Genomic DNA, 16368 nt, shown 5'->3' with positions numbered 1-16368 from the left:
ACACAGGCAAAGCGTATGTACAGAGAAAACTGTACATTTGTTAGCATACTAAAAGTAAACCGCTGATAGGTTCAGCAGATAGGAATAATGCCTATTGATACTCCCAAGGGAGAAAACAATACTACAAAAATTCATATTCGAAAAATAGGAGCTAAAAGAGCAAAGCATGAAGTACTTATATCTTTTTATTATCTTGTTATTATTGATCATCGTTGGGATCTTGTTGTATTTTTTATTACAATACAACAAGCAGCGAGTTGCTTTTGAAAAAGAAAAGGATTTATTTGATACTAAAATCAAATACCTTCAATTAGAAAATTTAGAGTCGAGGTTGGATCCACATTTGTTCAAAAATATTTTAAACTCTATTCAATCACACGCTTATCAGACGTATTATGCCTTGGATAAGATGGCAGGTGTATTGGATTACATTTTATATGATAGTCAACGTAAATTAGTAACGTTAAAAGAAGAACACGAATTTGCTTTGCGTTTGATTGATATTAACAAAATTAAATTGAATCCTCTTTTTCGCTTAGATGTTCGCTCGAATATTGGAGAAGTAGAGGCACTCTATGGCGAAGATTTAGTGGCTCCTTTAATTTGTGTAGAGTTGATAGAAAATGCCTTTAAACATGCGGATTTAACGGGGAATGATGCGTTTATTACCATTCTATTTAAGTTGAAAAACGGACAGTTTGATTTAGTTGTTTCAAATAAAAAATCCTCAAAGGGTTCACTGAGAAAAGAAAAAGGAGGATATGGTTTATCCGCATTGCGAGAGCGTTTGCATTTGATTTACGGTCCTTATTATAAATTAGAAAAATCAGAAGACGAGCAAGTACACTCGATGCATTTAAAAATTAATTTGTATGATTTCAAAGCTAAAATGTATACTCTTAGATGATGAGTTACTGGGATTAAAATACCTGAAGATGCTATGTGAACAAATTCCCGAAATTGAAATAGTGAAAGTATTTGATGATCCCACACAATTTTTGGAAGAAGCTCCTTCTTTGGATTTCGAATTGGCGATTCTCGATATCAATATGCCGGGCATGGATGGATTGAGTGTTGCTCAATTGCTGACCAATAAAGGGATTGTATTTGTTACCGCTTATAAGGAATATGCATTAGAAGCCTTTGAGGTAGATGCAATTGATTACATCGCTAAACCCATAAAAAAAGAGCGCTTGCAACGCGCAATTCAAAAGGCAATGCGCCAGTTGAAACCCATAGAACAAAATACGTCGTTGACAATCAATTCCAACAAAGGCAAAGCCATTTTGCAGTTTGATGATATTCTCTATATCAAAACATGTGAAAATGATGGTCGTGATAAAGAAATTATACTAGAAGGTGAGCAACAGTTAATTGCTAAGAATATTGCATTAGACAAATTGGTGGAGGTATTGCCTGCTCATAAGTTTTGTCGCATTAATAAGCGCGAAATAATAGCATTAAAGATTGTGCGTTTTTTCGGTCATGATTTGATCACCACCCAGCTATTTACAGAGCAAGGAAAGCCCCTCGAATTGACTTTAGGAGTGACGTTTAAAACAGATTTCCTAGACAAGATATAATTTCATTACAAGAATTTCGCGTTTCATTACAAGAAAGCTTGGTTTGAACTCAGGCCTTGATTTTCGAAGGTATAAATTTCAGAGTTTTGTCTCTGAAATCGAAAACCTTAATCATCATGTCAAAATATAGGAATTCCCTACTTTACGTTTCAATTATTGGTGGATGTACGGCTCTTATTTATTGGGTAGTTACACAAGGATCAAAATTGGAAGTGAATACAAAAGCAGTTGTTTCAGATAATACTGCTTGGGAAAATTTTCTTCAAACTTTAGTACATAATTTAGAAAGTCCCTTAGCTTTACTGTTAGCTCAAATTGTTACGATCGTTTTAGTTGCGAGAGTATTTGGATGGATTTGTAAAAAAATTGGACAACCTTCTGTAATTGGGGAGATTATCGCCGGTATTGCTTTAGGTCCCTCCTTAGTAGGAACTTATTTTCCAGAGTTCTCAGCCGTTATGTTTCCTACACAATCTTTGGGGAATTTGAGTTTCTTGAGTCAAATTGGTTTAATTCTCTTCATGTTTGTGATTGGAATGGAACTAGATCTCAAGATTTTAAAAAATAAAGCGCATGATGCTGTTTTAATTAGTCATGCGAGTATTGTGATTCCCTTTGCTTTAGGAATGGCATTGGCCTACTATATATTCGAATCGTTTGCACCAGATGGTGTTGATTTTCTCTCGTTTGGACTTTTCTTGGGGATTTCCATGAGTATTACCGCCTTTCCTGTATTGGCGCGGATTGTGCAAGAAAGAGGTTTACAGAAAACGCGAATAGGTACTATTGTAATCACTTGTGCAGCAGCGGATGATATTACTGCATGGTGTTTGTTAGCTGCGGTAATTGCTATTGTGCAAGCAGGAAGTTTTGTGAGCTCCCTTTATATTATTGCGTTAGCTATTATTTATGTCATCGTGATGTTAAAGTTGGTGCGTCCCTTTTTGGCGCGAATTGCCAAATATCAAGGAAGTAGTAAATTACTATCGAAAGGAACGGTTGCAATCTTTTTATTGACGTTGATTATCTCTGCCTATTGTACAGAAGTAATTGGTATTCACGCCTTATTTGGTGCATTTATGACTGGTGCTATCATGCCAGATAATATGAAGTTTAGAACGATTTTCATCGAAAAAGTAGAAGATGTAGCTGTTGTTTTATTCTTGCCTTTGTTCTTTGTTTATACAGGATTACGTACAGAAATAGGCTTGTTAAATGAACCTTATCTATGGGAAATAACGGGGCTTATTATCCTTGTCGCTACGGTTGGTAAGTTTGTAGGAAGTGCCATAACAGCCAAGTTCGTCGGCATAAATTGGCGAGATAGCTTGACAATTGGAGCGCTGATGAATACCCGAGGTTTAATGGAACTCATCGTCTTGAATATTGGTTTTGACCTGGGGGTAATGACAGGAGAAGTATTTGCGATGATGGTGATTATGGCGTTAGCTACAACTTTTATGACAGGACCTTTATTGGATTTAATTGCGAAGATCTTCGGACCACTTGGAGATGAACCACAACACAAAGGCGTAATTATTGGAAAGTATCAAGTGTTCTTGTTCTTTGAGAATAAACTGAGTTTAGCTCCCTTGATGAAGTTAGCCAATGCTTTTACTGGAAAATCAAGTGTGGATACCCGTATTACAGCTATGCATATGATTGATAGCCAAGAGTTAAATTCCTTTAATACCCAAGATTATGAAGAGGAAATCTTTGAAGCAGTACAAGAACAAGCAACAGAAATGGATCAAGAGGTTCAAACCTATTATAAAGTATCCAATGACATTGAAAGTGATGTAGTAGGTATGGTTCACCAAGAGACTTGTGATTTACTACTGATTGAAATGGGGTATTCCATTTATCGCGGATCTGTATTGGGAAATATCCTTGGTTTTACGACGCGTATCATCAATCCGGATGTATTGCTGAACAAAGTAACAGGTAGAGAAAAATTGTTTGAGAATTCATGGTTTAATGCACGCACACAGCAAATCATGAATCGAACAAAAGTACCATTAGGAATCTTGATTAATAAGGATTTTCAAAAATTAGAGCATGTATTTTTGCCTATTTTCAGCAAAGGAGATCTAAAATTATTGTCCTATGCACAGAAGATGATTCGCAATAATGATGTACAAGTTTCGATTTTAGATGCCACAGGAGAGCTAGAAAATCATACCGAGTTTAAAGAAAATATCAGACTTATCGAACAGTATAAGCCGAATCACATACGCATTGTTAGTAACAAAGTAGTATCTAAGGAATTCATAGAAGAATTTGATTTGATGCTCATTACGTTAGATAGTTGGAAAAAATTGATTGAAACGAGAAGTATCTGGTTGAATCATGCTCCATCTATGCTTTTGATGCAGTCGTTATAACTATTTAGTTATGTTGTTTTATATTAATTTGCAGAACCTCAGGCTGAAAAGCTTGAGGTTTATTTTTTGGTAGAATCATAGTCTTGTGTGCCCGATAAACTAGCTCCATCGTTTTTATTGAGTTTCATAAAAACAGCGCTCGATAAAATGGTTAAAATACCCATGACTAGAAAAGTATAATTAAATACGGCTGTAGGATGTTCGGGTGTGTCAATTGTACTTCCTTGGAAGAGTTGTAAAAACATAGCCGAAATTGAAATTCCCAAACTAATAGCCAATTGTTGAGTAACCGAGAGTAAACTATTCCCATCACTGGATGTTGAATTGTCTAAATCCGCGAGGGAAATGGTATTCATAGAGGTAAATTGTACAGCGTTAAAAGCACCGTTAAACACCATCAATACAATAATGATATAGAATGGTGTTTCTTGATTGACAAAGAAAAATAGACTGATGAGAATACCCGTTGCAATCGTATTAAATACCAAGGTCTTTTTGTAGCCAAATCGCTTCACAATTGGAATGACAAAGTTTCTAGAAATTAGATTGGATAATGCTTGTGGTATCATCATCAAACCAGCATAAAAAGCGGAATATCCAAAGCCTAACTGCAAGAGTAGTGGAATCATTAAGGGCATTCCTCCAATACCAAATCGCGTAACCAAGTTACCAATCAACCCAATATTTAACGTCTTGATTTTAAACAAATTTAGCTTGATGAGGGGGTGAGTACTTCTTTTGGCATAGACGATATAGGCTACGATAAGCAATAAGGCTAAAACCAATAAGCCAACCAGTTGGAAAACAGATAAAGTAGGGGAGTTCCAGCGTTCAATTACTAAGGTTAAGAGCGTCAATCCACCGCTAAAAAAAATCCATCCAATTACGTCGAATCGCTCAACCTTGTTGGTGAAATTAGGAATAATAGAGCGGGCTAGGATGATGGCAATGATCCCTACGGGTAAATTGATTAAGAAAATCCAATGCCACGATAATTTTTCAACTAAAAATCCTCCTGCGGTAGGCCCAAGCATCGGACCAATTAAGGCAGGAATCGTAATGAAATTTATAATTTTTAAAAGCTGATCTTTGGGATAGGCATAGAGAAGAGTTAATCGAGCAACAGGAACCATCATAGAACCGCCAATTGCTTGAAATATACGGGCAATGATCAATTCATTTAAAGTATTGGATAAGGCGCAAAACAGAGAACCCAATGTGAATAACGCAACAGCTAATATAAAAATTCGCTTGGTTCCAAATCGATCGGCAAGCCAACCACTTAGTGGAATCAATAAAGCTACGGTTAAGGTATAGGAAACAATAATACTTTGCATCTCGAGGGGAGATTCTCCTAAACTTTTAGCGATAGAAGGAAGCCCTGTATTTAAAATTGTACCATCTAAAGCTTGCATAAAAATAGCTAAAGCGCCTAAATAGGGAAGGTATTTTTGAATCTTAGGGTCTTGTATTATTCCAGCTTTCATTAAAAAAATATGTTATAACCTATAAAAGCTTGAAGTTACCATTTTCCATTTAGCTTGGCAATAATTCTTAGAAGTTTTATGATTTAAGGGCAATTCCGTTTAGGCTAAAAACGCTCTGAGTTCTTAGAGGGAATGACAAGCAAAAGCAAAATTGTAAGGTTATTATTGTTCAATCCAATTGGCAAGCATTTGTCTACCAGCGGGGGTCATATAGGATTCGGGATGGAATTGAATTCCTCTTACATTTTTTGTTTTATGGGCAAAAGCCATAATAATCTCATCATTGCTTTTCGCAGTAATCTCAAGTGTCTCAGGGAAGTTCTGTGAAGATAAAGCCCAAGAATGATACAATCCAATTGGGGTTTGGTCAGGGATATGGTTAAAAAGCAAATCAGGGGTAAGGAGCTGTAAAAAACGCGTTTGTCCATGGAAGACTTGCGCTATATTATACAGTTCTGCTCCATAGTATTCTCCAATTGCTTGATGACCTAAACAAACACCAAGAATGGGTTTTGTATGCTCATAACGAGCAATAATCTCAAAAAGAATGGGATAGGCACGAGGTACATCTGGACCAGGTGATAAAACCAACTGATCATAGGCCGCTAAATCATCTAGTTGCACTTGATCACTTTGCACAATATGGATATTGCAACGTGGATGCTCATCAAAAATTTGATACAAATTGTAAGTAAACGAATCTCGGTTATCGATAATTATAATTTCCTTCTTTTGGCTCATAAACAATTTGTACCTTTGACCTTCAATTTAGATTAGACTATGGGCCTCAAAGATACGATTATCTCAAGTATGAATGCATTGGGAAAGGAGAGAAAATCTTTTTTATTTTTTGTGGATTACAAAGGAGAAAAGGGACAGGTTATTCCTTTAGATGAGGTTGATGCTGAGGAAATTTTATTCGCCTTTAGTGGAGTAACTAATCAAGAACCTCAACCAACGTGTAAGAAGCTTGAACTTCATGCTTATCCGCTCTCTTTTGAAACCTATCAAGGTCGATTTAATCAAGTAATTGAACAGATTCAAAAAGGCAATACCTATTTGACAAATCTAACTGTTTCAACACCTATTGAAATAAATGGAAGCTTAAAAGATGTTTTTTATTCAAGCAAAGCGAAATACAAGCTTTGGGTAAAAGATCAAATGATTTGTTTTTCTCCCGAAATTTTCATTCAAATCAAAGAAAATCGCATCTATTCTTTTCCGATGAAAGGGACGATTGATGCTACAATTCCACAAGCAGAAACCGTAATTCTCCAAGATGAAAAGGAAACAGCAGAACATTATACGATTGTTGATTTAATTCGCAACGATTTGAATATAGTGGCTAAAAAAGTGGGAGTAGATCGTTTTCGCTATTTAGATAAACTTCAAACCACCAAAGGTGAGTTGTTGCAAATGAGCTCACAAATCAGTGGTGATTTGGAAGAAGGATGGCAAGAAAAAATTGGAGATATTTTAAATCAGTTGTTACCTGCAGGGTCTATTACTGGGTCTCCTAAAGAAAAAACGGTAGCCATTATTGAAGCAGTAGAGGAATATGACCGTGAGTATTATACTGGTGTTTGTGGACTTTTTACTGGAGATTCACTAGATACAGCTGTGATGATTCGCTTTATCGAACAGCAAGGCCAACAACTGTATTATAAAAGTGGAGGAGGAATTACTTTTAGTAGCGATGCTCAGAAAGAATACCAAGAGATTTTGCAAAAAATATACATTCCATTCTAGGTTAAAGAACAAGCAAATTGAATTAAAAAAGTGTGTCATTTGCATGCAATAGGCTCAATTTTGTTTTAGTAGTAAAAGATAAAATTAAGGAAGAATTTCATTTTCAAACCGTTAAAAAAATTTGATTCTTTCGGCGTGTTAAAAAGAGTTAAGCTAAAACGTAAATTTAAATCTCGTCTTATATTTGATACGATTTATGAAACGTATCCTAACCCATATTTTCTTTGTTTTATTCCTCCTTCTTATAGGGGGAGCTAAAGTATTGGGGCAAGAGGTAAACACTAGATCCGCTGCACTTAGCAAGGCAAAGATTGAAGTTGAACATCTTGGAAAAGAAAAAGGAACATTCACTCAAAAAAATGTTGAAGAATACAAGCAAGATTCTCTTTTTTCTAGTGTCGAAATAGATGAAGGAGATTCCCAAGTTCAAGACCAACAAGATTCTCTTGTATTTACTTCTGCTTTAGTAAAAGTAGGAGGATATTTACTTTCCTTGTACTTCATTCTTTTTGCTATTAAAAAACGCCGTACTTCTTATGTGGCGTCTATACAATTATTTGATTATAAATACATTGTGTATCGTGTGTTGAGAATTTGATTCTTTTAGATTCCAACGTATTCCTATAAATTGCCTAGCACTTTTGTAGGCAATTTCTGTCAAGGTTTTTTTTTAGACTTTGATTTTTAAATCAAATTAATTAGCAAAATGTAAGATATGAAAACAGTAGTTTATATTGTTTCTCTAAGTGCTGTAATGGGGTTATTTAGCTGTAATACCTCAAAACAGGAAAAAGAAGAGGTTAAGGATTATCCAACTACAACTCCCTTAGTGATGGATACAGTGGTAACCAAAGAGTATGTCTCTCAAATTAAATCCGTAAAAAACATTGAAATTCGCACCCAAGAAAAAGGGTATTTAGAAGCGATATTGGTCGATGAAGGCCAGTATATCACCCAAGGTCAATTGTTATTTCGAATTCGTCCTCAATTGCATGAGGCTGAGTTGGATAAATCAAAAGCAGAAGTAGCAGAAGCCCAAATTGAGGTAGAAAATGTAGAAAACTTAACGCGTAATAATATTGTTTCTACCAATGAGAAAGCTGTCGCTCTAGCGCGTTTACAAAAGGCAAAAGCCGAAATGAAATTGGCGCAAATACACTTGAGCTATACCGAAATTAGAGCACCCTTTTCGGGATATGTTGGGCATTTAGCTAAACGCTTAGGTAGTCTATTAGACGAAGGAGAGCTGTTGACAACCTTATCGGATAATACAGCGATGTATGCCTATTTTAATGTATCCGAAGTGGAATATTTAAACTATAAAACAAGTCCTCAAAAACAAGAAAGTGAAACGGTAGAGTTGGTGATGGCGAATAGTAAAGTCTTGCCTTTTAAAGGGAAAATAGAAACGATAGAAGGAGAATTTAACAATGAAACAGGAAATATTGCTTTTCGTGCAAAATTTCCTAATCCGGACCAATTACTTCGCAATGGTGAAACGGGCAAGGTACGCTTATCTATTCCTTTAGCACAGGCGTTAATTCTTCCACAAAAAGCAACCTTTGAACGACAAGGACAGAAATTTGTATTTGTTGTAAATAAAGAAGGGGTAATACAAGCGAAAGAAATTGAGGTAAGTTATGAGTTGCCAGATATCTATGTGCTTGATTCCAATAGCCTTTCTGCAAAAGATCAGGTGTTACTTGAAGGAATTCAAAGAGTAAAAGAGGGCGACCACATTCATGCCAAGGCTCAAAATCCTAAAGAAGTATTGAGAACCCTGCATTTAAGTGCAGATTAATTGAGTATTAAGTAATTCATTGAATCAAGATGTTTAAACTATTTATTCGCAGACCCGTGCTGTCGATTGTTATTTCGTTGATTATTGTATTCTTAGGGGTACTATCGCTGTTGAAATTACCTGTAACTCAATTTCCCTCAATTTCTCCTCCTAAGGTTAATATCACGGCAGAATATCCAGGAGCCAATGGAGAATTATTGATTAAGTCTGTGATTATCCCTTTAGAAAGAGCACTTAATGGGGTACCTGGAATGAAATATATGGAGTCGAATGCTGGAAATGATGGGGAAGCCTCTATTCAAGTGATTTTTGAATTGGGTACAGATCCTAACTTAGCCGCTGTCAATGTACAAAATCGCGTTTCTTCAGCAATTAATAAATTACCTCCTTTAGTGGTACGTGAAGGGGTCAAAATTACAAGAGAAGAATCCAATATGTTGATGTATTTAAACTTGTATAGTGACGATGCCAAAGCCGACCAGAAATTTCTATACAATTATGCTGATATTAATATCTTATCAGAATTAAAAAGAGTTAATGGAGTAGGAGTAGCCGATATTTTAGGAAACAGGGAGTATGCAATGCGTATTTGGCTAAAACCGGATCGTATGACTGCACTTCATATCTCTGCTCAAGAAGTGATGGAGGCTTTACAAGAACAAAGTATAGAAGCTTCACCAGGGCGTATTGGAGAAAGCTCAGGGAAAAGAGCAGAAGCATTTGAATATGTTCTAAAATATTCCGGGCGTTTTAATACAGAAAAAGAGTATGGAGCTATTATTTTGAGATCAACGCCAGAAGGAGAAATTCTTCGTTTGAAAGATGTAGCTGATATCGAGTTTGGAAGTACGATGTATGATATCTATTCTAATTTGAATGGTAAGCCTTCTGCCGCTATTGTCATCAAACAATCCTTTGGAAGTAATGCAAGTGAGGTCATCAATCAGGTGAAACATTTAATGACAGAGTTACAAGAGGATTTCCCTAAAGGAATGCATTATGAAATCAGTTATGATGTATCTTCTTTTTTAGATGCTTCAATGGAGAAAGTTGTACATACTTTACTAGAAGCTTTTGTTTTAGTCAGTGTGGTTGTCTTCGTTTTTTTAGGCGATTGGCGATCGACTTTAATTCCAACGTTAGCAGTTCCTGTTTCTTTAATTGGAACGTTTGCTATGATGAGCGTATTTGGGATTACGCTAAATCTAATTTCTCTCTTTGCGTTGGTCATGGCGATTGGTGTTGTTGTCGATGATGCCATTGTTGTGATTGAGGCAGTACACGCCAAGATGGAAGTGGAGCACCTCTCTCCGTATCGGGCAACGCAAGAAGCGATGAAAGAAATTAGCGGAGCGATTATCGCTATTACTTGTGTTATGGCAGCCGTATTTATTCCTATCGCCTTTATGAGTGGCCCTGTAGGGATTTTTTATCGTCAGTTTTCAATTACCATGGCAACCGCTATTGTTTTATCTGGAGTAGTGGCCTTGACGTTAACACCCGCTCTATGTGCGATGATTTTGAGAAATAACCACGGAAAAGAAAGAAAAAGAACGCTATTGAATCACTTTTTAGACGGGTTTAATCGTTTGTTTACTCGAGGTGCTTATCGCTATAAAAGTATACTCAATAAAACCGCAAGTAGAAGAGTATTGACGTTTGGTATGTTGGCTATTTTCTGTGGCGCTATTTACTTGTTGAATATGAAATTGCCAACGGGATTTATTCCAAATGAAGATCAAGGAATGTTTTATGCAATCATTCAAACTTCTCCTGGTGCAACTTTAGAGCGCACCAATGAAGTTGCTGCTCAACTGCAGAAATTAGCTCAAGAGATTGAGGGCGTAAAGTCTGTCTCTTCTTTAGCAGGGTATGAAATCCTGACCGAAGGAACGAGCGCGAATACAGGATCGTGTTTGATTAATTTAAAACGCTGGGAAGAGCGTGAAAAATCAGCACAAGAGATTATTGAAGAATTAGAAGAAAAATCTAAAACCTTGACTGGAGCTACAATCGAATTTTTCCAACCTCCTGCTGTACCAGGGTATGGAGCTGCAGGTGGATTTGAGTTGAGGCTCTTAGATAAAATGGGAAGTGGAGATTATAAGCAGATGGAAAAGGTGAGCAAGGAGTTTGTCGTTGCTTTGAGTAAACGCCCAGAAATCAGTTCTGTATTTACCTTTTATAGTGCGAGTTTTCCTCAGTACTTATTGAAAATTGACAATGATAAAGCAGAACAAAAAGGGGTATCTATTGCACAAGCGATGGATAACTTATCAACATTAATAGGAAGTGATTATGAAACTAGTTTTATCAAATTTGATCGACCTTATAAAGTTATGGTTCAATCTGCACCAGAATATAGAGCTTTGCCTCAAGATGTATTGAATATGTTTGTGAAAAATGATCGAGGTGAAATGGTTCCTTATTCTGCTTTCTTGACGATGGAAAAAGTATATGGACTGTCAGAATATACGCGTTTTAATATGTACAATGCAGCTGAAATCAGTGGAGCTCCTGCACAAGGATACAGTAGTGGAGCTGCGATAAAAGCCATTCAAGAGGTAGCAAAAGAAACATTACCGCATGGGTATGGAATTGATTGGGCAGGTATCTCAAAAGATGAAGTATCCAGAGGAAATGAAGCCGCTGTTATTTTCGCAATTTGTTTGGGATTTGTATATCTTATTTTGGCCGCACAGTATGAGAGTTTTATTCTTCCTTTACCTGTTATTTTATCGCTACCTGCAGGTATTTTTGGCGCCTATTTTTGTTTGAGTATCTTGGGATTAGAGAATAATATCTATGCACAAGTTGCACTCGTGATGTTGATTGGTTTACTAGGTAAAAATGCAGTGTTAATAGTGGAATTTGCTCTGTTTATGCATCGACAGGGACACAGCGTTTTAAAGTCTGCGGTAGAAGGTGCTGCATTGCGTTTTCGTCCTATATTAATGACTTCTTTTGCCTTTATTGCAGGATTAATTCCCTTGGCATTAGCTAGTGGTCCCGGAGCAATTGGCAATAGAACCATTGGAACGGCAGCCGCAGGAGGAATGTTAATCGGTACGCTGTTTGGTTTAGTTGTCGTACCTGGACTCTACTACATTTTTGGGACAATAGCGGAGAAAACAAAACTAACACATTACGAAGATGAATCTACTATTTACGAATACATTGAAAAAGATGAATAAATCGATTTTATATCAAGTAGGTTTTTTAACCTGGATTAGTTTGAGTTTGTGGAGCTGCAAAGCCCCGCAAGCTACGCTTACTGAGGATAGTAAAATGAAACTTCCCCTAGCTTATAGCGAAGAAAACGATACACTCAATTCGGGTTTAGCCCCTTGGAGACAATTTTTTACTGATCCACATTTAACGGCTTTAATTGAAGAGGGACTAAAAAATAACCAAGAGTTATTGATTACCCTTCAGGAGATTGAAGTGGCCAAAAATGACGTTTTACGTCAAAAAGGGAAATTAGCACCTAAAGTAGGAGCTAGCCTTGGGGCAGGTCTTGAAAAGGTAGGTCGCTATACAAGTCAAGGAGCCGGTGATGCTGGAACTGAAATAGAAAAAGGAGTTAAAGTACCTGAAAATATCGGAGACTTTTCAGGGCAACTCTCTGCTTCTTGGGAAATTGATATGTGGGGAAAGCTCCATCATGCCAAAGAAGCTGCTGTTAAGCGTTATTTAGGAACAGTAGAAGGAAAAAATAAGGTGCTGTCAGTCTTAATTGCGGAAATAGCAACTTCTTATTATGAATTGTTGGCGTTGGACAATCAATTAGATTTAACCTTGCAATATATTGAATTACAGAAGAAAGCATTAGAGATTGTCATTGTTCAAAAACAAGCCGCTCGCGGTACTGAGTTAGGAGTTAAAAAATTTGAAGGCGAACTCTTGAAAGCGCAGAGTTTAGAGTTTAGTATTCGACAAGAAATAACAGAAACAGAGAATAGAATTAATGTGCTATTGGGGCGTTATCCTCAACCTATAATTCGCGAAAAGGAGCTGTTTATGGATTTAGTGCCAACCGCAATAAAAACTGGAATTCCAAGTCAATTACTATCGAATCGCCCCGATATTAAACAAGCAGAATTAGAGTTAGAAGCTGCTCAATTGGACGTGAAAGTGGCACAAGCTGAATTTTATCCTTCGCTGGAAATTTCTGCTGCTGTGGGGTTGAATGCATTTAAACCTTCTTATTTGGTTAAACTTCCTGAATCTGCGATGTACTCAATAGTCGGGGAATTAGCAGCGCCTTTAATTAATAAAAGTGCGATAAAAGCTGAGTTTAATACAGCGAATGCCCGTCAGATACAAGCGTTGTATGAATATGATAAAACGTTGTTGAATGCTTATTTTGATGTAGCCAATCAAATGGCCAATATTGAAAATATACAACACACCTTCGAATATAAAAAGAAAGAAACTCAAGCGTTATCTGAGGCAGTGGGTATTGCTAATGAGTTGTTTAAATCATCAAGAGCTGATTACTTAGAAGTATTAATGACGCAGAGGGAAGCGATGGATGCTAAAATTGAATTGATTGAAGCTAAGAGTAAACAGTTAATCGGTGTCGTGGATATTTATAAGAGTTTAGGAGGGGGATGGAAGTAGAGGAACGTTGAAATATCACTCATCGTCTGGGTTAATAATTGTATTAAAAAAAGGAGCTTTTTTAAAGCTCCTTTTTTATTATAGATATAAATTGAATCGAAAAGTACGAATACTGCGCTATTAGATTTCAAGGGTTGTAAAGAATTGTTGCAGTTGTTGAACTGTCACTCGATCTAGTACTAAATTGTACTTTTTCTCTTGTTTATTTTGAATGGTGTAAGCAAAAACAAGAGGATGTAAGAAATCATATAAAGACTTTAACCTAGGTGCTTCTTTGTCTTCTGCATACAAAGCTAAGTGAACCAATGTGTGGATGCTATTGGTTTTAGGTAGATAATGCAAGCGATGAAGAATGTAAATTTGCAATTTAACGGTTAGACAAGTATACAGATGATGGGTAGTCATAAACGTATCGCCTTGCGGATTTTTAAAATGGTGCTGAATGGTTTGATTAATCTGTGCTAAACGCCCTTGATAAGGTTGCATAAAATCATTGTAATCCTTCATATTACTCTTGTACCAATGAATATGAGGATAATAATCACTCGCGTAAATTCTGTTTCTAGATTGAATCACGGATTTAAAAAAAGAAGAAAATTCATACACATACTCTTGAATATAAAAACGAGTATGAGCAAGTAGCGTAAAATAAATGCCTTCTTTGTTCGATTCAATTTCCTGTATGATTTTTTTTATTTCTTTGTCGGGCTCTTCTTTGGTGATAACCAGCAAATAAACGTGTTTTTGTTGTTTTGTTGGGTATGAATAAAGAATTTCATGAAATTGATAAATCTCCTCAATTTGATTGGTCGCTAAAAGGGAGCATAGTTTTTCTTGGTAGATAAAAGGTTTGTTTTTTTTCTTTCTTGTTTTGCGTTTGAGGGGTATTCGTGTTGAGGGTCTATCCATTTGTTCTAACACCAACAGGACAATGCGGTGAAGTTTCTTTTGAATTTTTTGAAGGGCTGTATTCCACATCTGATAAGGAACATCTTCTACCTCTTGCGCCAAATCATCCAAAATATAGTACACATCTGCTTCGCGTTTGACAAATAGTGTTTTCATTTTAGGTATAAGTTGTTCCAAAAGCAATAATCGATGGGTTAATGTGGTCGCTGTTTGAGGCACACCTAACAAAACAGTTTCTAAGACATCTAAATCATAGGTCAATAACTTGAGCAATGCAGAACTACTTCCGAGGTAATGCTGTGTCATAAAATCGCTACAATACGAAGACAATAAAGCGTGTTTGTCTTGGTAAAGTGCAATAAAGTTCCCTAAGGAGCTAGATACTGCTGGAGGGAGTGGGATGGCTATTGTTTGATAGATGATACGACTAGGAAGTAAGCTGGTTTTGAAGAGAATATTGCCTATTGTTTGGTGATAGGTTAAGTCTGTGGCGTCTAGTATAATAATTAGCAGTTGCTCTTCGTCTAGTACGTTTTTTTTGTATGCGGTAGAAAACAGTGCATTGGTTTGATCTTTATCTTTTACATACATCCATAATCCATGAGGGCTTGAAGATTTCCAAAGGGTTCCAAGCCAAAGGGTGAGTAGTTGTTTTTCTTGAATAGAAACGCTTAACTTCTGGAGAAGTTCTTGCGAAAAATCTTGTTGGGATATGTTTTGCCAAGGGGTACTCATACTAGTTGCTTTTTAGAAGGATTTATATTTGATTTTTGTAATAAATGTGATTTATGTTTGAATTATTATAAATAAAATTGATTATTTTTTATTGATTTTTCTGTATTTTTGCTATTTAAGTGTAAAATCAAATATACGAACAAAGTTTTTTTCTACCATGAAAAATTACGTATAACGTTCGTGTATTTTTTGTAAATTATTTAGATATGGATAAAATTGAACGCCTCAATGAGGCCGTTAAGTGGATTATTTTTGAAGGTTTGGCTAAAAATCATACCGACCTTGCTCAAAAATTAGGGTATAAGAAATCTTCTTTCTCCCAAATTGTCAATGGAAAAGTGAATATCAGTACGAGTTTTATTAATCGACTAGTGACATTTGCACCGATATTAAACCGCAAGTGGCTAGCAAACGGTGAAGGAAGTTTATTTATTTCTCAACCCAAAACAATACATGATGAAGCAATGAAAGGGCAAAAAAGAGGGATACATGTATTATTTGAAAGTGAAGCTACGTATTTGACTAAAAGTCATGTACCCGAGATTTTTTACAATAAGCGCGGGAATACTTTTACTTTTTACCCTGGACAGAAAATAGACATGGAGGTTTTTAAAATTCCATTTACAGCGCATACAACCTATCTTGAAAAGTATCAAGATGTCCATTTGCTTCAAGATCATTTTATTCGGGCAGAGTTTAGCGTAGATTATTTTGAGTTAGGTTATTATCAGGCATTTGAAGTAGTGGGCGATACCATGAATGGAGGAAATATTGAAGATACACCAAATGGAGCAGAGATTCTAGCTAAAGAAGTTCCCAAGAATTTGTGGGAGGGTGGTTTTAAAGAAACAAAATACGGTTTTGTACTGGTGACCAAAGATCATATTCTTCATAAAGATATCGGAGATTTCAATCCGCAAAGTAGACAGTTAATCTTGTCTAGTCGAAATGCTAGTTATGCGATTATGGAATATTCTATGGATGATGTTTATCAAATTTTTCAGGTGATTAAACGCTTTTTTTAAGTAGTAAACTTATGATACAAAACATGAACGCCGTTCGTGTTTTGTAGTTATAGGGAGACAGAGAAAGAGGGT

12 protein-coding genes are annotated in these 16368 nt (G+C 36.2%); 9 read left to right on the top strand and 3 right to left on the bottom strand.

What is annotated here, in order from left to right; all coding sequences use genetic code 11:
• Positions 1 to 166 precede the first annotated feature (166 nt).
• The 3 genes from AWV75_RS09445 (at position 167) to AWV75_RS09435 (ending at position 3967) form a co-directional block, all read left to right on the top strand.
• On the top strand, positions 167 to 907 hold the full coding sequence (locus tag AWV75_RS09445; protein WP_002985225.1) for a sensor histidine kinase: 741 nt from the start codon (positions 167 to 169) through the stop codon (positions 905 to 907).
• The gene (locus AWV75_RS09440; protein WP_060874117.1) at positions 873 to 1583 is read left to right on the top strand and encodes a LytR/AlgR family response regulator transcription factor; all 711 of its coding nucleotides are present in this window, start codon (positions 873 to 875) and stop codon (positions 1581 to 1583) included. Before AWV75_RS09445 ends, AWV75_RS09440 begins: the two co-directional genes overlap by 35 nt.
• 116 nt (positions 1584 to 1699) lie before the next feature.
• Complete coding sequence (locus AWV75_RS09435) at positions 1700 to 3967, top strand: cation:proton antiporter (protein ID WP_060874116.1); 2268 nt, start codon at positions 1700 to 1702, stop codon at positions 3965 to 3967.
• A 59-nt stretch (positions 3968 to 4026) separates the two neighbouring features.
• On the opposite strand, the gene mdtD is transcribed toward AWV75_RS09435, so the two are convergent.
• Positions 4027 to 5454, bottom strand: coding sequence for a multidrug transporter subunit MdtD (gene mdtD / locus AWV75_RS09430; RefSeq protein ID WP_060874115.1), 1428 nt, complete (start codon positions 5452 to 5454; stop codon positions 4027 to 4029).
• Positions 5455 to 5616: 162 nt separating this feature from the next.
• Entirely contained in the window at positions 5617 to 6195 is a 579-nt protein-coding gene (locus AWV75_RS09425; protein WP_060874114.1) for an anthranilate synthase component II, read from the bottom strand.
• 39 nt (positions 6196 to 6234) lie between these two features.
• On the opposite strand from AWV75_RS09425, the gene AWV75_RS09420 reads away from it, so the two are divergent.
• The 5 genes from AWV75_RS09420 to AWV75_RS09400 all read left to right on the top strand — a co-directional run bounded on the left by AWV75_RS09420 (position 6235) and on the right by AWV75_RS09400 (position 13627).
• Positions 6235 to 7203, top strand: coding sequence for an aminodeoxychorismate synthase component I (locus AWV75_RS09420; protein WP_060874113.1), 969 nt, complete (start codon positions 6235 to 6237; stop codon positions 7201 to 7203).
• 196 nt (positions 7204 to 7399) lie between these two features.
• Positions 7400 to 7801, top strand: coding sequence for a hypothetical protein (locus AWV75_RS09415; protein ID WP_060874112.1), 402 nt, complete (start codon positions 7400 to 7402; stop codon positions 7799 to 7801).
• Between the two features lie 117 nt (positions 7802 to 7918).
• Positions 7919 to 9004: an efflux RND transporter periplasmic adaptor subunit gene (locus AWV75_RS09410; RefSeq protein ID WP_060874111.1), complete on the top strand. Its 1086-nt coding sequence runs from the start codon at positions 7919 to 7921 to the stop codon at positions 9002 to 9004.
• Between the two features lie 29 nt (positions 9005 to 9033).
• Positions 9034 to 12198, top strand: a complete 3165-nt coding sequence (locus tag AWV75_RS09405; protein ID WP_060874110.1) for an efflux RND transporter permease subunit — start codon at positions 9034 to 9036, stop codon at positions 12196 to 12198.
• Positions 12158 to 13627: an efflux transporter outer membrane subunit gene (locus tag AWV75_RS09400; RefSeq protein ID WP_060874109.1), complete on the top strand. Its 1470-nt coding sequence runs from the start codon at positions 12158 to 12160 to the stop codon at positions 13625 to 13627. Before AWV75_RS09405 ends, AWV75_RS09400 begins: the two co-directional genes overlap by 41 nt.
• Before the next feature lie 120 nt (positions 13628 to 13747).
• On the opposite strand, the gene AWV75_RS09395 is transcribed toward AWV75_RS09400, so the two are convergent.
• Complete coding sequence (locus tag AWV75_RS09395) at positions 13748 to 15271, bottom strand: hypothetical protein (protein ID WP_060874108.1); 1524 nt, start codon at positions 15269 to 15271, stop codon at positions 13748 to 13750.
• Between the two features lie 206 nt (positions 15272 to 15477).
• Between AWV75_RS09395 and AWV75_RS09390 the strand changes: the two genes are divergently transcribed.
• On the top strand, positions 15478 to 16296 hold the full coding sequence (locus AWV75_RS09390; protein ID WP_231738079.1) for a helix-turn-helix domain-containing protein: 819 nt from the start codon (positions 15478 to 15480) through the stop codon (positions 16294 to 16296).
• Positions 16297 to 16368: the final 72 nt, after the last annotated feature.

Source organism: Myroides odoratus, from assembly GCF_001549985.1.
GTDB classification, from domain to species: domain Bacteria; phylum Bacteroidota; class Bacteroidia; order Flavobacteriales; family Flavobacteriaceae; genus Flavobacterium; species Flavobacterium odoratum_A.
The sequence above is the reverse complement of the archived record's forward strand: the minus strand, read 5'-3'. Positions and strand labels throughout refer to the sequence as shown.